Consider the following 17,472-nt stretch of genomic DNA (forward strand, 5'->3'; position numbering starts at 1 on the left):
GCCGCCAGCGTTCAATCTGAGCCAGGATCAAACTCTTCAGTTCAATCTCTGTTTTTCCGGTATTGCTACCGGAGGTCACTCACTCAAAATACTGACGAATCTCTTGCGAGATTACGTTTAATATATTTTGTGCGAGCGTTATAACGTATATTTTGAGCATCGGACCCGAAGGTCCGGGCATATCGTCAAACGCCCACACTTATCGACTGTTGATTTTTAAAGATCGCTGCTTGTTTGTTTGACGAAGCGTTGTGTTCGTCAGCAGCAGAGAAGCGAGATTATGCGGTACAGCGTGCAACTCGTCAACCCTATCTTTTTCTCGTTTCGCTTCGCTGAGTTGTCAGCGCTGCGTTGCGAGGGACAGAACTATAGCAAAGCAAATCGCCGCCCGCAAGGGCGGCGCGAAAGATAATTACAGCCCATCGAAATTCGGGTTGCGCTTCTCCAGGAAGGCATACATGCCTTCGCGCTGGGCCGGGGTACCGAAGCCCGCATGGAACAGGCGGCGCTCGTAGTTCACGCCTTCGCTCAGCGTGGTTTCGAAGGCGCGATTCACGCAATCCTTGATTTGCATGGCGACGGAAACCGGCATCTGTGCGATACCGTGGGCAATCTCCAGCACCGATTCAATCAGCTTGTCTGCCGGGACGACGCGCGATACCAGGCCGATGCGCTCGGCTTCCGCGGCATCGATCATGCGAGTCGTCAGCAGCAGGTCCATTGCCTTCGATTTGCCGATGGTGCGCGGCAGGCGCTGGGTGCCGCCGGCGCCCGGGGTTACCCCAACCTTGATTTCCGGCTGGCCGAACTTGGCGTTGTCCGCCGCGACCAGGAAGTCGCACATCATCGCCAGCTCGCAGCCGCCGCCCAGGGCGAAACCTGCCACCGCCCCGATCACTGGCTTGCGCACTTTGAGGATATGCTCCCAGTTACGACCAATATAGTTGTCCCGGTGAGTATCCTGGTAGGTGTAGTCCTTCATCGCGGCGATGTCGGCGCCAGCGGCGAATGCCTTTTCGCTGCCAGTCAGCACGATCACGTGGATCGCCGGGTCTTTCTCGAACTTCGCGAACGCCTCGCCCAGCTCATTCATCATATTGTCGTTCAGCGCATTCAGCGCCTTGGGACGGTTCAAGCGGATCAGCGCTACCTTATCGTGCACTTCTACTAGCAGGTCCTGGTATTCCATTTACTCTCCTCCGGTAGGTTAACTATCGGGCAATTGTAGCTGGTGTGGTCGAAGCGTGCGCCTTTGAATCAGGGGCAGACCTACACTGGATTGGAGAATTTGTCCGGAGATTTGCCATGTTCAAATCGATTTTGCTGCCCACCGACGGCTCGCAACTTTCGGAACGGGCAACCGTGACTGCGATTGACTTCGCGAAAATCCACGGTGCACGTATCACGGCCGTATCGGTAATCCAGCCCCTGCCCTTCGTGCCCCTCGCCGACGCCGCCGTGCTGCCCGATCCCGGCCAGTTTGACCAGGAGTTCCGGCGAGGGCTGCGAGCTGCTCTGGATAAGGTACTGGCCGCTGCCCGTGCCGCCGGAGTGGAGTGCGAGGCCGTGCTGGACGAGGCAATCAGCCCCTATCAAGTGATCGTCAAGACCGCCGAGGAACGCCACTGCGACATCATCCTGATGGCATCCCACGGCCGCTCAGGCTTGAATAAGCTATTCCTTGGAAGCGAGACCCAGAAAGTCCTCGCCCATACGCATTTACCGGTGCTTGTGCTGCGCTGATCCTCCTGCCATTGCGAATTTGGTAATATTTGTAAAATTCGCAATTCACAAGGAGATGTATGCGGCACATCAGCATCCTGGCAGGGTTGATACTGGCAACATCCAGCGCCTCCGCCGAAAATGTCCATGTCACTGTTTACCTTGTGGCGCCCGATGCCCTGCAAGTCCGATACGAACTGCCGGCTACGTGCCGGCAGCTCCCGTTCGTCAAAACCGGCAGCGGCGCGGCGCAAATCCGCTCGCATTGGCAAGCCTTGGACAATTGCGGCAAGGCCGGCGGCGATACGCTTGCACGCGGCACCAAGACCTGCAAAGCCCTTAACTTCCGCGTTCCCGCCGCCAGCGATAAGGTAGCAGGCTACCCCGGCTCCTTCCCTACGGGAGAAGGGATTTACGCGCACATGTCGAATTACGCGGTGGAAGAGAGCTGCGGTGCGGTCAGCTACCGTTTTGCAGGCCCCGGCACCATCCTCACCGGGATGGCCAGGCATGAGGATACGGCTGCGGCGCTTGCCGGCTCCCCTGCACTGCTTTTCCCAATGCGCCTCCCCAAAGCAGGCACCAGCCTCGATTATTTCGATCCGGCAGTGCCGGCGGCTACGACCGCCCATATTCGCGAGCTGGCCGACCAAACCGCGCGCTGGCTCCACAATCGCATGCCCGGCGCACAGTTCCAGCGCCCCATCGTCACGGCCGCTGTGGCAAAGGCGCCAGGGGATCCGAATGTGGGTGGCAGTTCCGGCGATATGCTGCACTTGGCGCTCTTCAATTGGCCAGCCGAGCCCTCGCCCGAAGTAATGCGCCTGGCCACCAAACTGGCCACGCACGAAATGAGCCATCGCTTTCAGATGCGCGACGCAGTGGATGACTATACCGACGCGCGCTTGATCCACGAAGGCGGCGGCGAGTTTCTGCGCTGGATGGTGTCGCTGCATCATGGCTGGCTGACGCCTCAGGAAGCTGCAGCCGAGCTGGACGACGCTCTGGCGACATGCATGCTTACTGCCGACGATCGACGCTGGCACGATCTGACTCGCGCTGAAATCGGCAGCAACCAGCTTGAATATCAATGCGGGCTGGCAGCCTATGTCTACGCGATGGCGGCGCGCCAGGGTAAGGGCGATGCCATCGCGCGCATCGATGATTTCTACCGCCAGCTGCGCAAAGGGGCCAAGCCCGATTTTGCTCAGGCGATGGAATGCGGCGAACAGGCATGCAAGCCCAAGGTACTGCCCGCAGTACTGGACGGCGCCGGCCCCATGCGCCAGCAATGGGCAAATGTGCTCGATGAAACCGGGCTTGCGATGCCGGTCGCCCCCACCCAGCGACAGACCGATGCGATGGCGCTGCGGGCGATGAGTAAGCTGATGCGCGAAGACTGCCAGGGAAAGGCCAGCATCACCCCGACCAACGGCAGCGTGCTGCTGGACACGCTGCCCGGGTGCACGACGCTGCGTAAGAATGTGGAGGTGGTACAGGTGGAAGGATTGCCGCTGTTCGGCGGTCCGCAAGCGCTGCCTGCCATGTCGCAGGCTTGCGCGGCGCGCCACGAGGTGGTGCTGGGACTGAAGGATGGCACGACAATGGCGATGCCTTGCCGTACTCCTTACAACGCCAGCGCGCGCATGTATGCCGCGGATATCGGCAAAATCATGCGCGCACTGGGCGTACCGCAAGTCCCGGACAAGCGTTAGCGCGCGACCTTAGGCAGCAGCACCCACATATTTCCGCGCTGTTTCATGCGGCCCGCCAGGTCCGCGGCTTCCGGGCCAAAGCCGAAGAAGAAGTCAAGCCGGATGGCGCCTTTGATGGCGCCGCCCGTGTCCTGCCCCATCACCAGCCTTTGCAGCGGCATGTCGCCTGCGCCGGGCAGTGTCGTGCTCAGAAAGATGGGGGCGCCGAGCGGCAGCTGGTTGCGGTCGATCGCCGCAGAGCGCTGCGGCGTCAGCGGCACGTTCAGCGTCCCCTTCGGCCCGACTTTCGGATCGGGCAGCTTCTCTTCCCTGAAGAAGACATAGCTTGGATTGGCATTGAACAGCTCCTGCCTGCGTGTCGGGTGGCCGTCGATCCAGGCCCGGATGCCTTGCATGGTGGCCTGCTCGGTGGTCAGTTCGCCTTTCTTTACCAGCCACTTCCCGATCGATTCATATGGGCGGCCATTCTGGTCCGCATAGGCAATCCGCACGGTTTCGCCATCGGCCATTTGCACACGCCCGGAGCCCTGCACTTCCAGGAAGAAGGCGTCCACCGGGTCGTCCACCCAAATCAGTTCACTGCCAGGCAGCCCTGCGCGGGCGATTTCCTCGCGCGCTGGATAGGGCACGACGCGTTTTCCCTTCAGGCGGCCGCGCACGCGCTTGCCCGCCAGTGCGGGATACACCGAACCGATGTCGATGATGACCATATCGTCCGGCACCTTATGCAACGGCGTCTGGTACGGACCGCCCTTCTTGCGCGCGCCGCGCAGGAAAGGCTCATAGTAGCCGGTAATCAGCCCGGTATTGTCGCCGTCCGGCGCGATGACCTGGTGGGGATCGAAAAAGGACTCGAAGAAGAGGCGGATCGCCTTCTCGCTGCCGGCGTCGACCGTTTTGGCGATGGCACAGGGCTCTTTCCAGTCCGCGCTACTGGCCAGCTTGGAGCACGACAGCATGAAGGCCGGCCAGGCAGCACGCAGGTCATCGCGGTCCCAGCCCGGCAAGTCCGAGAAACGGGCCAGGACGAATTCGGCCTTGGCCGGCGGTTGCGGCGCGCTTGGCGCTGGCGGCGTGACGGGAGTAACGGGCGCCGCCGGCTGAACGGGGGCGGGCGGTTCCGGCTGGGCCGGTTTTGCCGGCTGTGGTGGCGGTGGCGTGGTACAGCCGGCCAGCGTCAAGGCGACGGCGGCGGCGCAAACGGTTAAACTACGGCGTGTCAAAAACATGAGGTATGGTCTATGTGGTATCTGATGCTTGAAGCGCTGGTGGCGCTGTTCCTGCTTGTATTCATCGTCTGGTGGACGCTGCCGTCCAAGAAAAAGAAGGACGGCGACAAATAATCAGTGCAGGGTTCGCGGCAGCGACAGCACGAACTCGGGAATCTTGGTCTCGAACTGATGGCCATCCTCGGCCACGCAGAAGTATTCCCCGTACATCGAGCCCTGCTGCGTGCGCAGCTGGGTACCGCTGGTGTATTCGAACACCTCCCCTGGCGCGAGCAAAGGCTGGTGGCCCACCACGCCAAGCCCGCGCACTTCTTCCACATGGTTGTTGGCATCGGTGATCACCCAATGGCGGGAAATCAACTGAGCCGGCACCGTGCCGGTGTTCTTGATCGTGATAGTGTAAGTAAAGACAAAGTTGGTGCGGTCCGGGTTGGACTGCTCCGGCAGGTACTGGGTGCGTACCGTGACCGCAAATTCATACTGGGCCATAAGGGTTTCCTTCATAACAATTGGGCAATTCTAGTCCAAGCAAAGGGACACCGTCCGCACACCAGCGTAAAATAACGCATCTTTTTTACCAGCCGACCAGCCATGACCACTTTCCGTATCGCTCCGAGCATCCTGTCCGCCGACTTCGCCCGCCTGGGTGAAGAGGTTCGCAACGTTGTTGCCGCAGGCGCCGACATCATCCACTTCGACGTAATGGATAACCACTACGTGCCGAACCTGACCGTCGGCCCGCTGGTATGCCAGGCGATCCGCCCGCACGTGCAAGTTCCGATCGATGTGCACCTGATGGTCAAACCGGTCGACCGCATCATCCCCGACTTCGCCAAGGCCGGCGCCAACATCATCACCTTCCATCCGGAAGCATCGGACCATATCGACCGCTCGCTGCAGCTGATCCGCGATAACGGCTGCAAGGCAGGCCTGGTCTTCAACCCGGCCACGCCACTGAGCTACCTGGACCACGTGATGGACAAGATCGACATGATTCTGATCATGTCGGTGAACCCCGGCTTTGGCGGCCAGTCGTTCATCCCGCAAGCCTTGAAGAAGATTGCCGAAGCGCGCCGCCGCATCGACGAATCCGGCCGCGACATCATGCTGGAAGTGGACGGCGGCATCAAGGTCGACAATATCAAGGCCGCCGCGGAAGCGGGCGCCGACACCTTCGTTGCCGGTTCGGCGATCTTCGGCCAGCCTGACTACAAGGCCGTGATCGACGCGATGCGCACCCAACTGGCTTCGCTGTAATCGTATGGCGGCGGTCCTGCGCGGCGTAAGGGCCGCCATTATTGACCTCGACGGCACCATGCTCGACACCATGCCGGACTTCGAGGTGGCCATCAACCTGATGCGCGAAGAACTCGGCCTGGCGCCCATCGGCGTGGCGCAGATCGAACTGATGGTCGGCAAAGGCTCCGAAAACCTGGTGCGGCGGGTGCTTGCCCTGGACTTCGACGAGGCCGGCGTGGAGCGCATGTTCGCCCAGGCGATGGAGGCGTATCAGCGCCATTACCTGGTGGTCAACGGCCGCCACAGCGCGGTGTATGCCGACGTGATGGCGGGCCTGCAGGCGATGAAGACCAACGGCTTGCGCCTGGCCTGCGTTACCAACAAGCCGATCGCCTTCGCCAAACCGCTGCTCGCCCTGAAGGGGCTGGACGGCTACTTCGAAGTGCTGTTCGGCGGCGATTCCTTCGAAAAGAAGAAACCCCACCCCATGCCGCTGCTGAAGGCCTGCGAACATTTCGGCCTGCCGCCCGCCCAAGTGGTGGCCATCGGCGACTCTTCAAACGACGCGGAAGCGGCCCGCGCGGCCGGCTGCCCAGTGCTCACGGTGCCATATGGTTATAACCACGGCGTGGGTATACACGAAACAGATTCCGATGGTATAGTTGACACGCTTCTTCATGCAGCCGATCTAATCGCAAACGCAAACTAAATGTTTCTCAACAAAAGACACAATGTAACCCACCGGGGCTCGATTGAGGCCTGGCTGTGGCGACGCTGGCAATCGTGACCTAGTCCCTGATTGCTGTCGGCGCACGTGCGTGTCATTGCTCCGGCAGGTTTTTTGTAACCTTCCCGCCACCACCACATCCACGGCGGAACGGAGAGACACATGACCGAACTCGAATTCAAATCCCTGGCCGCGGAAGGCTACAACCGCATCCCATTGATCGCGGAAGCTTTCGCCGACCTGGAAACCCCGCTCACCCTGTACCTCAAGCTGGCCCAGACCCAGAACTACGGCAAGAACACCTTCCTGCTGGAGTCCGTGGTGGGCGGCGAGCGCTTCGGGCGCTACTCCTTCATCGGCCTGCCTGCCAACACCATCCTGCGCAGCAGCGGCAAACTGACCGAAATCCTCAAGAACGGCAAGGTGATCGAGAGCCACGAAGGCAATCCGCTTGAATTCATCGAGCAATACCAGGCGCGCTTCAAAGTCGCCGTGCGTCCTGGCATGCCGCGCTTCTGCGGCGGCCTGGCCGGCTACTTCGGCTACGACACGGTGCGCCATATCGAAAAGACGCTGGCGAAAACCAAGCCGAAGGACGACCTGGGCCTGCCGGAAATCCAGTTGATGGTGACCGAGGAGCTGGCCGTCATCGACAACCTGTCCGGCAAGCTGTACCTGATCGTCTATGCCGATCCGACGCAGCCGGAAGCCTACTCCAAAGCGCGCCAGCGCCTGAAGGACCTGCGCGCCCTGCTGCGCCGCGGCGTCGACGCGCCGGTGACCACGCCGTCGGTGCGTACGGAAATCATCCGCGACTTCGCCAAAGAAGACTACCTGAAGGCCGTCGCCAAAGCACACGAATACATCCTGGCCGGCGACCTGATGCAGGTGCAGATCGGCCAGCGCATCCGCAAGCCTTATGTGGATTCGCCGCTCACGCTATACCGTTCGCTGCGTTCGCTGAACCCGTCGCCGTATATGTACTTCTACAATTTCGGCGATATGCAGATCGTCGGCGCGTCGCCGGAAATCCTGGTGCGCAACGAGACCCTGCCGGACGGCGAGAAGAAGGTCACGCTGCGTCCGATTGCCGGCACCCGTCCGCGCGGCAGCACGCCGGAGCGCGATGCGGCGCTGGCCGAAGAGCTGCTGAACGATCCGAAGGAAATCGCGGAACACGTGATGCTGATCGACCTCGCGCGCAATGACCTAGGCCGCATCTCCGAAACCGGCAGCGTGAAGCTGACCGACAAGATGGTGATCGAGAAGTACTCGCACGTGCAGCACATCGTCTCCAACGTGGAGGGCAAGCTGAAGAAAGGCATGTCCAACCTGGACGTGCTGCGCGCAACCTTCCCCGCCGGCACCCTGACCGGCGCGCCGAAAGTACGGGCGATGGAGATCATCGACGAACTGGAAATCTGCAAGCGCGGCATCTACGGCGGCGCCTGCGGCTACCTGTCCTTCGGCGGCGAAATGGACGTGGCGATCGCCATCCGCACCGGCGTGATCAAGGACGGCATGCTGTACGTGCAGGCCGCCGCCGGCATTGTCGCCGACTCGATACCGGAAATGGAATGGCAGGAAACTGAAAACAAGGCGCGTGCCGTGCTGCGCGCGGCCGAGCAAGTACAAGATGGCCTGGATGGGGAGTTCTGAAATGCTGCTGATGATCGACAACTACGACTCCTTCACCTACAACATCGTGCAGTATTTCGGCGAGCTGGGCGAAGACGTGCGCGTGTACCGCAACGACGAGATCACCATCGCCGAAATCGAGGCCTTGAATCCCGACCGCATCTGCATCTCGCCAGGTCCCAAAGATCCGGCGCAAGCGGGCATCTCGCTGGAAGTGCTGAAGCATTTCGCGGGCAAGAAACCCGTCCTGGGCGTCTGCCTGGGACACCAGGCCATCGGCGAAGCCTTTGGCGGCAAAGTGATCCGCGCCAAGCAAGTCATGCATGGCAAAACTTCTCTTATCGCGCATACGGGTGTGGGCGTGTTCCAGGGCTTACCCAGCCCGTTCACGGTGATCCGCTACCACTCTTTGGCAATCGAGCGATCCTCGCTGCCTTCCTGCCTGGAAGTGACAGCATGGACCGACGACGGCGAAATCATGGGCGTGCGGCACAAGGAGTACGACATCGAGGGTGTGCAGTTCCACCCCGAGTCCATCCTGTCCGAGCACGGCCACGCCTTGCTGAAGAATTTCCTCGACCGCAAATAAGAGAAGGAAGCATCATGGCAATTACGCATCAAGAAGCACTGGTTCGCTGCATCGAGCACCGCGAAATCTTCCACGACGAGATGCTGCACCTGTTCCGCCAGATCATGTCCGGCGAAATGTCGCCCGTGATGGTGGCGGCGCTGACCATGGGCCTGCGCGTCAAGAAGGAAACCATCGGCGAGATCACCGCGGCGGCGCAGGTCATGCGCGAATTCTCGACCAAAGTCCCGATGGCCGATACCCGCAACCTGGTCGACATCGTCGGCACCGGCGGCGACGGCGCCCATACCTTCAATATCTCTTCCGCTTCGATGTTTGTTGCCGCGGCAGCCGGCGCGCGCGTGGCCAAGCACGGCGGGCGTTCCGTGTCCTCGTCGTCCGGCAGCGCGGACCTGATCGAATCGCTGGGCGCGAATATCAATCTCAAGCCGGAGCAGATCGCCCAGTCGATCGCGCAGACCGGCATCGGCTTCATGTTCGCGCCGAACCACCACGCTGCGATGAAACATGTGGCGCCGGTGCGCCGCGAACTCGGCGTGCGTTCGATCTTCAATATTCTTGGGCCGCTGACCAATCCGGCCGGCGCGCCGAATATCCTGATGGGCGTATTCCATCCGGATCTGGTCGGTATCCAGGTGCGCGTGCTGCAGCGCCTGGGCGCGCAGCATGCGGTGGTGGTCTATGGCCGCGACAATATGGACGAAGTGTCGCTCGGCGCGGGCACCATGGTGGGTGAGCTGGTCAACGGAGAGGTCCGCGAATATGAAATCCATCCGGAAGACTTCGGCCTGTCCATGATCGCTTCGCGCAATCTCAAAGTAGCGAATGCGCAGGAATCGAAGGCGCGCGTCATGGAGGCATTGCACGGCGAGCCGGGGCCTGCTTCGGATATCGTGGCACTGAACGCCGGCACGGCGCTGTACGCGGCGGGCGTGGCGTCCTCCATCGAGGACGGACTGGCACGGGCACGCGACGCCGTGAAATCCGGCGCGGCCGTCGCCAAGCTGGAGCAGTTTGTGCGCGTCACCCAGGAACTGGGCCGGGAGGGTTAAGCGATGTTCGGCATTCATGACCTGACGCTGTTTGTGATTTCCGGTCTGCTGCTGAACATCATGCCGGGACCGGATTCGCTGCTGATCATGGCACGCAGCGCCACGCAAGGCTGGCGCGCGGGCTGCGCGGCGGCGCTCGGGATCGGCGCGGGAACGATGGTGCATGTCGGCGCGGCGGCACTCGGCCTGTCCGCCGTGCTGGCGACATCCGCCACCGCCTTCACCGTGGTCAAATGGGTGGGCGCGGCGTATATCGTCTGGTGCGGCATCGCCATGCTGCGCGCGCGGCTGAACGCCGCTGAAACCGGCAATCAGCTGTATGACCCGCTGGGTCAGACATCGCACAACCGGTTCAATGCGCAGGCTGCACTTCCCTACCGCAAGATCTTCGCCCAAGGCTTCCTGACCAACGTCCTGAATCCGAAAGTCGCGCTGTTCTTCCTGGCCTTCGTGCCGCAGTTCATCGACGCCGGCGCCACAAACAAGCCCCTGGCCTTCCTGCTCCTCGGCTGCATTTTCAATTTCAACAGCATGCTGTGGTGTAACGGCCTTGCCATCTTCACCGCCTTTGCCAGCGCCAAGTTGAAAGTAAAACCGCTGCTTGCGCTGTGGCTGAACCGCGCGACCGGCGGCCTGTTCATCGCGCTCGGCGCGCGCCTGGCCCTGGCCGAACAACATTAAGAGTCATCATGTCCGACATCCTGAACAAAATCCTGGCCGTGAAGGCCGACGAAGTTGCGGCCGCCAAGAAGCACCGCAGCCTGCAATCGCTGCGCGACGAAGTGGAAGGCGATGTGGAACTGCGCGCCGGCCTGCGCGGCTTTGAAGCCAACCTGCGCCGGAAGATTGAGGCGGGCCACGCGGGCGTGATCGCGGAAGTGAAGAAGGCCTCGCCGTCCAAAGGCGTGCTGCGCCCGGACTTCCGCCCCGCCGATATCGCCGCGAGCTATGCCAATGCCGGCGCTGCCTGCCTGTCCGTGCTGACCGATGTGAACTTCTTCCAGGGCGCCAACGCATACCTGCAACAGGCGCGCGCCGCATGCGAGATCCCGGTCCTGCGCAAGGACTTCATGGTCGACATGTACCAGATCTATGAAGCGCGCGCGATGGGCGCCGACTGCATCCTGCTGATTGTGTCGGCGCTGGATCACGGCTTGATGGCGGAGATGGAAGCATGCGCCCACGAACTGGGCATGGATGTGCTGATCGAATCACATGACGGCGATGAGCTGGACGCCGCCCTGAAGCTGAAAAGCCGCCTGATCGGTATCAACAACCGCAACCTGCGCACCTTCGAGGTCACGCTGGACACCACGCTCCAGCTGCTTTCGCGCATCCCGCCAGAGCGCATGGTGATCACCGAATCGGGCATCACGACCCCAGGCGACGTGCAACGCATGCGGGAAAACGCCGTGCACGCCTTCCTGGTGGGGGAAGCCTTCATGCGCGCGCCCGATCCGGGTGCCGAGCTGCGCAAGCTGTTCGATTAAGTCCGCAGCGCTGCGGGTTCACGGCCCTGGCAGCTCAATGCCCTTTGGGCATGAAGACTGCAGCGACCACAGCGGCCAGAACCAGCAGCCCCAGCAGCTTCTTGATCGAGGGCAGCATCGCCCCGTGCGGCAGGCCGCCCAGTTCGCGCACCACGGCGGCGGCGGGCATGCCGCTTCCGGTGCTCACGCCCTTGTTTTTCAAGATTCCGGCGGCGCTGAAATACGTCCAGAGCAGCAGCAAAATGCCCAGGCCCGGCACTAGGGCCAGCGGCGCCCGCAAGGTGCGCAGCAAGCCGCCGCCCTGTGCCTGGCCGAGCTGGAAGACCGCAATCATCCCCAGCAAGCCCATAGCCGCCAGGGCCGCGAAGACGTACAGGGATTGGTAGTCGAGAGCCACGAGCGCGGACAGCGCAGCGCCGCCAAGCGCCGCCACCAAGGCCGAACGCTGGGCTTCGGCCGCCGTGAACAGCTCGTCATCGGCTTCGATGCCGGCATGCGCGGTGGGCGCCACCGGATTGGCGAAGGGCTGCGCCGGTCGCACGGGCGCCTTGGCGTTGGCCGCCGGGGGAACCGGGACCGCATCCGGTTTGCGCGGATCGGGAACCAGCGAAGCTTTGCAGCTGGCGCGCTGGCGCAAGGCTTCGATGTAGATTTCGCCCTGGGTACGCGTGAGGCCGCGCTTGACCATGGTACGACGGCGCGAATGCAGCAGCAGGATCATATGCGGCATGGGCTGATTCATCAGCTCCGCCAGTTTCGGCGCCGCGACGTCCACCTGCACGCCATCCAATGGGCCCTCCAGCACGACCTGGAAAGTCTGCGGACGGTGCACCGTCCGCCTTTGTTCATCCACCACCGTCATGCCAAGATCGCTGGCAATACGCAGCAAGTGAGGAATCACTTCGTCATGGCGGCGCGCAATCGCCACACTGCCAAAGCCGCCCTTGAAGTTATCGCCAAACGGCCCGTCCGCCCAAGGACACTGCGCCTTCGCGGCATCGGCCGGGCCGTAGCTGCTCAGACAGGGGAAGAGTTTCAGGATCGCTTCCCGGAAACTCTTCAGTTGCTGGGAAGGGGCCATGCTGACCGTATGGCCGGCGATCTCTTCCAGGAAAGGGAAAACTTCCGCATCGTTCACGGGAACTTCGCGCGCGACGAGCTGCAGTAAATATGCCATACGTTCAAAAGCCTAGCCAAATGTCTATGATAGATTACCCTATGGCAAAACAGAAGCGAGTTGCTGCGTGAAAACGACAGTTCCGCAAGGTCCAGGCAGCCGCCCAGTGTTCTGGCGTAAAAATATTGAGGAAATTGCAATGAAATTGCAGTCACCTGACCGCAGGGTCGAACTGGCGCAGCAACGCAGCGGGAAGACAGCAGGCCTCAAGCCGGTCGTGGCACGGGCGCCAAGGAGGCGCTGCCGCGCATCCAGGACCGGCTTGCGGCAAAGCGCTGATCAGGCGGTCGGCCTGCGCAGCGCGCCCTTCTGCTGCTCGACGGCGATCGTAATGCCCGGCACGCGCTCGCCCTGCAGGGTGACGTCGAAGGCCATCAGCTCATCGCGGCGGAAGGCGTGCACCTGCACGGTATCGCCCACCTTATAGCGCGCCAGCAGGCCGTCCACATTGGCCGGATTACCGCTCACGCGCAGGCCGTCGATCGCCACCAGCAGGTCGTTGGCCGACAAGCCGGCTTTCTGCGCGGCGCCGCCGTCATGCACGGCGCTCAGCTTGCAGTCGGCGCCTTCGCGGCCGAGATTGACATCCATGCTTGGCTTGGACGCTTTGCGTTCGTCCTTGTAGCCGACGCCGAACTGCGGCAGCAGCTTGGCCAGCGGCACGTCGTCTGTGCCGTTGATGTATTTGTCGAAGAAGGTCTTGAGCTTGAAGCCGGCCACGCTATCGAATAAAGCTTCCACTTCCTCCGGCGTCACGCCGCGCGGCTTGCCGTTATAGAAGTCGCGGCCATATTTTTGCCACAGGGCGCGCATGATGTCGTCCAGCGAGCGCTTGCCCTCGGTCTTGGCGCGGATGGTGAGGTCGAGCCCCAGGCCAACCAGCGAGCCTTTGGCGTAATAGCTGACGATGGCGTTCGGCGAATTCTCGTCCTGGCGATAGTACTTGCCCCAGGCGTCGAAACTGGAATCGGCCACGCTTTGCTTGGTGCGGCCGCTGCCGCGCAATACGGCGCCGACCGTCTTGCCCAGCATTTTGAAGTAGCCTTCCTCCGACAGCAGCCCGGCGCGCACCAGCAGCAGATCGTCGTAATAGCTGGTGAAGCCTTCGAACAGCCATAGCAGCGGCGTGTAGTTCTCCACCTGGTAATCGTACGGCGCGAACACCGCCGGCTTGATGCGCTTCACGTTCCAGGTATGGAAATATTCGTGGCTGCACAAGCCGAGGAACTTCATATAGCCCTCGCTCGGCTCCTTGCCTTTTTGCGCCGTGGTCGGCAGGTCGGCGCGGGAGCAGAACAGCGCCGTGGAGGCGCGATGCTCCAGGCCGCCGTAGCCGTCGCCCACCACCATCGTCATGAAGACGTAGCGCTCCATCGGGGCTTTTTTCGTGCGCGGCTCGAAGAAGGCGATCTGCGTTTCGCAAATCTGCTTAAGGTCGGCGCATACGCGGGCGATATCGAGATTGGGCACGCGGCCGGTGAATACCACATCGTGCTGCACACCGAGCGCCTTGAAGCTGGCCATCTCGAACGTCCCCATTTCCACCGGGCTGTCGATCAGCTCGTCGTAATCCTGCGCGATATAGGTGCCGAAGCCGTAGCGCCGGGCTTTCAGTTCCTTCAAGGCAGTGGCGACGCGCCACTTGGTGGCCGCCGCGTGCGCCGGGCGCTGGATATCGACCACGTGCGGCTCGTCCTCCTGGCCAAGCGCGCGCAGGAAGACGCTGGTGCCGTTGAAGAAGCCGTGGGTCTGGTCCAGGTGGGCGGCACGCACGGACAGGTCCCAGGCATACACGTCGTAATGCACCGTGAGCTTGCCCTTGCAGGGCGCGGCTTGCCAGGAGTGTTTGTCCAGCTTCGCCAGTTCAACCGCCTGGCCATTGGCCTCGGCGCGGATCTGGACGATGTTGCGCGAGAATTCGCGGATCATGTAACTGCCCGGAATCCAGGCCGGCAGCATTAGCACCTGGCCTTCCGGTGCGGGCGCCTCGATGGTCATGCTGACCTGGAACATGTGGGCCGCGAGGTCTTTGGCGGTGATGGTATAGCTGATTTTTTTGTTTTTCATTGAATGTCGGACGGTGTGTCGATGTCCAGCAGGATGCCGGCATCGTCCACCGCCAATTCGTTAACCGGATTATTGTTCAGGATGCTGCGGGCGCCTTGGTCCCCCGTCAGCGCCAGCAGGGCAGGCAGGTGGGCGCGGCCGAAGGCGACCGGGTTGCCGCGCCGCCCATCGTGCATCGGTGCGGCGATTGACGCCTCCGCACCCTGCGCCACAGCCTGCACCAGGGCAGCCATTGTTGCCGCGCGCACGAATGGCATGTCCGCCAGGGCGATCAGCCAGCCGCTGGCATCCTGCGCCCGCCGCACGCCGCACGCGAGCGATGCTGCCATGCCGCTGCCGGCATCGGCGCAGACAAGGACTTCGCAGCCGAGATCGCGCAGCAGGTGCGCCGTCGCTTCGTCGTCCGGCCGCACCACGGCAACCACGCGCGGCACGGCGGCCAGCAAGGCGCGGGCGCTGGCTGCGGCAACCCGCTCGCCGCCAGGCAGCTCTTGCAACAGCTTGCTGCGTGCACCACTCGGATCGAAACGGCTGCCCCGTCCGGCCGCCAGCAAGATGCCGGCAAAGCCGGCCGGCGAGCCGGGAATCGGAGCAGCCACGCGCGGCGCCTGCCTTATGCCTTGGCCAGGTCGAACGGCAGCTTGCGCACGCGCTTGCCGGTCAGTTTGAACACAGCGTTGGCCAGTGCCGGCGCCAGCGGCGGCAGGCCCGGCTCGCCCATGCCCGTCGGATTGTCGGTCGAGGCAACGGTGAAGACTTCCACCACCGGCATATCCGTCATGCGCGCCACCGTGTAGTCGCTGAAATTCGACTGCTCGACCATCCCATCCTTCAAGGTGATCGCAGCGCCGGGCAGCGTGGTCCCGAGCCCCATCAGCGCCGCGCCCTGCACCTGCGCCTCGATCGTCATCGGGTTGACCGGCAGGTTGCAGTGCACGCCTGCGGTGACCTTGTGCACCTTGGGCTGGCCGTTCTTCATCGATGCCACCACCACATACGCCACGGATGTTTCGAACGATTCGTGCAGGGCCACGCCCCAGGCCTGGCCCTTGGGCAGCTTGGTCTTTCCATAACCGGACTTTTCGACCGCCAGGTTCAGCGCTGCGAGCTGGCGCACATGCTTGGGATCGATCATCTTGCGGCGGTACTCCACCGGATCCATTTTGGCCACGTGGGCTGCTTCGTCGATCAGCGTCTCCATCACGAAGGCGGTGTGGGTCGAACCGACCGAGCGCCACCAAAGCACCGGCACATTCGCCTTCACGTTATGCACGCTCAGGTTCATCGGCACGGAATACGGCTCGCCCATGCCCTCCACCATCGTCGCATCGACGCCGTCCTTGACCATCATCGGTTCGAACGGCGTGCCCGTGATGATCGACTGGCCGACGATCACATGGTTCCAGCCGATCATATTGCCCTTGGCGTCAAAGCCGATATCGGCCTGGTGCACGTGGGACGGACGATAATAGCCGCCCTTGATGTCGTCCTCGCGGCTCCAGATCAGCTTGACCGGGCCCTTGCCCCATGCCTTGGCCACATTGACCGCTTCCACGATATAGTCGGAAGTCGGCACGGCGCGGCGGCCGAAGCCCCCGCCGGCCATCATGGTATTCAGCGTGACCTTGTCCGGCGTCAGCCCGGCCGCCTTGGCTGCTGCCACCGCGTCCAGCGTCTGGAACTGGCTGCCGGCCCAGATGGTGCAGGAATCGCCCTTCAAGTCCACCACGCAGTTCAGCGGCTCCATCGGCGCATGCGCCAGATAGGGGAATTCGTATGTGGCGCTGATTTTCTTCGGCGCCTTGGCGATGGCGGCAATATCAGCCTTCTTCACCGGCGTGCCGGCTTTTTTCGCCAGCGCCTTGTACTCGGCCAGCTGCTGCTTGCTGCTGACCTTTTCCAATCCAGCCGTATCCCATTCGACCAGCAGCGCGTCGCGGCCCTGCTTGGCCGGCCAGTAGCCGTTCGCCACGACCGCCAGGCCGCTGCCGCCGCGGTCGGTATCGACCTTGATGACGTCGAGCACGCCCGGTATGGCCTTGGCTTTGGAGGCGTCGAATGTCCTCACCTTGCCGCCGAAGACCGGCGCCCGCGCCACCAGCGCCACCTTGGCGCCTTCGGGCTTGAAGTCCATGCCGAATTGCTGCATGCCGGTGGCCTTGGCGCGCGCATCGAGGCGCGGCGTCGGCTTGCCGATAATGGTGAAGTCCTTCTGGTCCTTCAGTCTGACTTCCTGCGGCACCGGCTGTTTCATTGCCGCGTCGGCCATGGCGCCGAAGGTTGCGCTCTGGCCGGAGGGGCCGTACAGCATGCCTTTCGAGGCGCGCACCTGCGCCGCCGGCACCTTCCATTGCTCGGCCGCCGCGGCGACCAGCATGGCGCGCGCGCGGGCGCCGATTTCCCGGTGCTGCCGCCAGGAGTGCTTGACGGCGCTGGAGCCGCCCGTCATCTGGATGCCGAAATTGGGATCCTTGTACGGATCGCCCGCCGGCGCCAGCGCGGAACGCACCTGCGACCAGTCGGCATCGAGCTCCTCGGCGATCAGCATCGGCAATGCGGTATGCACGCCCTGGCCGAATTCGAGGCGGTTGACCTGGATGGTGACGGTATTGTCCGGTGCGATATGCAGGAAGGCGTTGGGCGCCACCGGCGGCTTGGCAGGGGCGTCGGCGGCAAGCGCACGGGCAAAGCGCCCGCCGCCGCCGGCCAGATAAAAGCCGAGAATCAGGCCGCTGCCAGCCTTGAGGAAGGTACGGCGCGATACTTCAGCATTACCTGCGCCGTCCGCTTGAGCTGCCATGAACCATTCTTTGCGCATGGCGGGCTC

16 protein-coding genes are annotated in these 17,472 nt (G+C 62.6%); 9 read left to right on the top strand and 7 right to left on the bottom strand.

The window, feature by feature from the left end; translation table 11 throughout:
* Positions 1-412: 412 nt before the first annotated feature.
* On the bottom strand, positions 413-1,189 hold the full coding sequence (locus H597_RS0106295; protein ID WP_028101384.1) for an enoyl-CoA hydratase: 777 nt from the start codon (positions 1,187-1,189) through the stop codon (positions 413-415).
* A gap of 116 nt (positions 1,190-1,305) precedes the next feature.
* Here H597_RS0106295 and H597_RS0106300 point away from each other — a divergent pair, with 116 nt between their 5' ends.
* Both H597_RS0106300 and H597_RS0106305 read left to right on the top strand, forming a co-directional pair.
* Positions 1,306-1,743: a universal stress protein gene (locus tag H597_RS0106300; RefSeq protein ID WP_028101385.1), complete on the top strand. Its 438-nt coding sequence runs from the start codon at positions 1,306-1,308 to the stop codon at positions 1,741-1,743.
* Positions 1,744-1,802: 59 nt separating this feature from the next.
* Positions 1,803-3,437 carry a hypothetical protein gene (locus tag H597_RS0106305; protein WP_028101386.1) on the top strand — a complete coding sequence of 545 codons (1,635 nt, stop codon included), beginning with the start codon at positions 1,803-1,805 and terminating at the stop codon, positions 3,435-3,437.
* On the opposite strand, the gene mltA is transcribed toward H597_RS0106305, so the two are convergent.
* Together mltA and apaG are read right to left on the bottom strand one after the other, a co-directional pair.
* Positions 3,434-4,666, bottom strand: a complete 1,233-nt coding sequence (gene mltA, locus H597_RS0106310) for a murein transglycosylase A (protein WP_028101387.1) — start codon at positions 4,664-4,666, stop codon at positions 3,434-3,436. The genes H597_RS0106305 and mltA overlap by 4 nt on opposite strands.
* Positions 4,667-4,780: 114 nt before the next feature.
* A complete protein-coding gene (apaG, locus tag H597_RS0106320) occupies positions 4,781-5,155 on the bottom strand; it encodes a Co2+/Mg2+ efflux facilitator ApaG/CorD (protein ID WP_028101388.1) in 375 nt (124 codons plus the stop codon).
* A 102-nt stretch (positions 5,156-5,257) separates the two neighbouring features.
* On the opposite strand from apaG, the gene rpe reads away from it, so the two are divergent.
* The 7 genes from rpe to trpC all read left to right on the top strand — a co-directional run bounded on the left by rpe (position 5,258) and on the right by trpC (position 11,401).
* Positions 5,258-5,923 (top strand): ribulose-phosphate 3-epimerase, encoded by a 666-nt coding sequence (gene rpe / locus H597_RS0106325; protein WP_028101389.1) that lies wholly within the window; start codon positions 5,258-5,260, stop codon positions 5,921-5,923.
* A gap of 4 nt (positions 5,924-5,927) precedes the next feature.
* Positions 5,928-6,614 carry a phosphoglycolate phosphatase gene (locus H597_RS0106330; RefSeq protein ID WP_028101390.1) on the top strand — a complete coding sequence of 229 codons (687 nt, stop codon included), beginning with the start codon at positions 5,928-5,930 and terminating at the stop codon, positions 6,612-6,614.
* A 180-nt stretch (positions 6,615-6,794) separates the two neighbouring features.
* A complete protein-coding gene (gene trpE / locus H597_RS0106335; protein WP_028101391.1) occupies positions 6,795-8,291 on the top strand; it encodes an anthranilate synthase component I in 1,497 nt (498 codons plus the stop codon).
* Between the two features lies 1 nt (position 8,292).
* A complete protein-coding gene (locus H597_RS0106340) occupies positions 8,293-8,859 on the top strand; it encodes an anthranilate synthase component II (protein ID WP_028101392.1) in 567 nt (188 codons plus the stop codon).
* Between the two features lie 14 nt (positions 8,860-8,873).
* The gene (gene trpD / locus H597_RS0106345; RefSeq protein ID WP_028101393.1) at positions 8,874-9,911 is read left to right on the top strand and encodes an anthranilate phosphoribosyltransferase; all 1,038 of its coding nucleotides are present in this window, start codon (positions 8,874-8,876) and stop codon (positions 9,909-9,911) included.
* Between the two features lie 3 nt (positions 9,912-9,914).
* Positions 9,915-10,592 (top strand): LysE family translocator, encoded by a 678-nt coding sequence (locus tag H597_RS0106350; protein WP_028101394.1) that lies wholly within the window; start codon positions 9,915-9,917, stop codon positions 10,590-10,592.
* An 8-nt stretch (positions 10,593-10,600) separates the two neighbouring features.
* Entirely contained in the window at positions 10,601-11,401 is an 801-nt protein-coding gene (gene trpC, locus H597_RS0106355) for an indole-3-glycerol phosphate synthase TrpC (protein WP_028101395.1), read from the top strand.
* Between the two features lie 34 nt (positions 11,402-11,435).
* Here trpC and H597_RS0106360 read toward each other — a convergent pair whose 3' ends face one another.
* The 4 genes from H597_RS0106360 to H597_RS0106375 all read right to left on the bottom strand — a co-directional run bounded on the left by H597_RS0106360 (position 11,436) and on the right by H597_RS0106375 (position 17,463).
* A complete protein-coding gene (locus H597_RS0106360; RefSeq protein ID WP_028101396.1) occupies positions 11,436-12,578 on the bottom strand; it encodes a hypothetical protein in 1,143 nt (380 codons plus the stop codon).
* A gap of 279 nt (positions 12,579-12,857) precedes the next feature.
* Entirely contained in the window at positions 12,858-14,645 is a 1,788-nt protein-coding gene (locus H597_RS0106365) for a M61 family metallopeptidase (RefSeq protein ID WP_028101397.1), read from the bottom strand.
* Entirely contained in the window at positions 14,642-15,244 is a 603-nt protein-coding gene (locus H597_RS0106370) for a nucleotidyltransferase family protein (RefSeq protein ID WP_051293584.1), read from the bottom strand. The genes H597_RS0106365 and H597_RS0106370 overlap by 4 nt, the downstream gene beginning before the upstream one ends.
* 14 nt (positions 15,245-15,258) lie before the next feature.
* On the bottom strand, positions 15,259-17,463 hold the full coding sequence (locus tag H597_RS0106375) for a xanthine dehydrogenase family protein molybdopterin-binding subunit (RefSeq protein ID WP_028101399.1): 2,205 nt from the start codon (positions 17,461-17,463) through the stop codon (positions 15,259-15,261).
* Positions 17,464-17,472 lie beyond the last annotated feature (9 nt).

It is taken from the genome of Pseudoduganella violaceinigra DSM 15887 (genome assembly GCF_000425385.1).
In the GTDB taxonomy this organism is placed as follows: Bacteria; Pseudomonadota; Gammaproteobacteria; order Burkholderiales; family Burkholderiaceae_D; genus Rugamonas; species Rugamonas violaceinigra.

Coding starts and splice junctions, on each gene's coding strand:
- H597_RS0106295 (WP_028101384.1), bottom strand. CDS start 1,189: ATGGAATACCAGGACCTGCTAGTAGAAGTGCACGATAAGGTAGCGCTG.
- H597_RS0106300 (WP_028101385.1), top strand. CDS start 1,306: ATGTTCAAATCGATTTTGCTGCCCACCGACGGCTCGCAACTTTCGGAA.
- H597_RS0106305 (WP_028101386.1), top strand. CDS start 1,803: ATGCGGCACATCAGCATCCTGGCAGGGTTGATACTGGCAACATCCAGC.
- mltA (WP_028101387.1), bottom strand. CDS start 4,666: ATGTTTTTGACACGCCGTAGTTTAACCGTTTGCGCCGCCGCCGTCGCC.
- apaG (WP_028101388.1), bottom strand. CDS start 5,155: ATGGCCCAGTATGAATTTGCGGTCACGGTACGCACCCAGTACCTGCCG.
- rpe (WP_028101389.1), top strand. CDS start 5,258: ATGACCACTTTCCGTATCGCTCCGAGCATCCTGTCCGCCGACTTCGCC.
- H597_RS0106330 (WP_028101390.1), top strand. CDS start 5,928: ATGGCGGCGGTCCTGCGCGGCGTAAGGGCCGCCATTATTGACCTCGAC.
- trpE (WP_028101391.1), top strand. CDS start 6,795: ATGACCGAACTCGAATTCAAATCCCTGGCCGCGGAAGGCTACAACCGC.
- H597_RS0106340 (WP_028101392.1), top strand. CDS start 8,293: ATGCTGCTGATGATCGACAACTACGACTCCTTCACCTACAACATCGTG.
- trpD (WP_028101393.1), top strand. CDS start 8,874: ATGGCAATTACGCATCAAGAAGCACTGGTTCGCTGCATCGAGCACCGC.
- H597_RS0106350 (WP_028101394.1), top strand. CDS start 9,915: ATGTTCGGCATTCATGACCTGACGCTGTTTGTGATTTCCGGTCTGCTG.
- trpC (WP_028101395.1), top strand. CDS start 10,601: ATGTCCGACATCCTGAACAAAATCCTGGCCGTGAAGGCCGACGAAGTT.
- H597_RS0106360 (WP_028101396.1), bottom strand. CDS start 12,578: ATGGCATATTTACTGCAGCTCGTCGCGCGCGAAGTTCCCGTGAACGAT.
- H597_RS0106365 (WP_028101397.1), bottom strand. CDS start 14,645: ATGAAAAACAAAAAAATCAGCTATACCATCACCGCCAAAGACCTCGCG.
- H597_RS0106375 (WP_028101399.1), bottom strand. CDS start 17,463: ATGCGCAAAGAATGGTTCATGGCAGCTCAAGCGGACGGCGCAGGTAAT.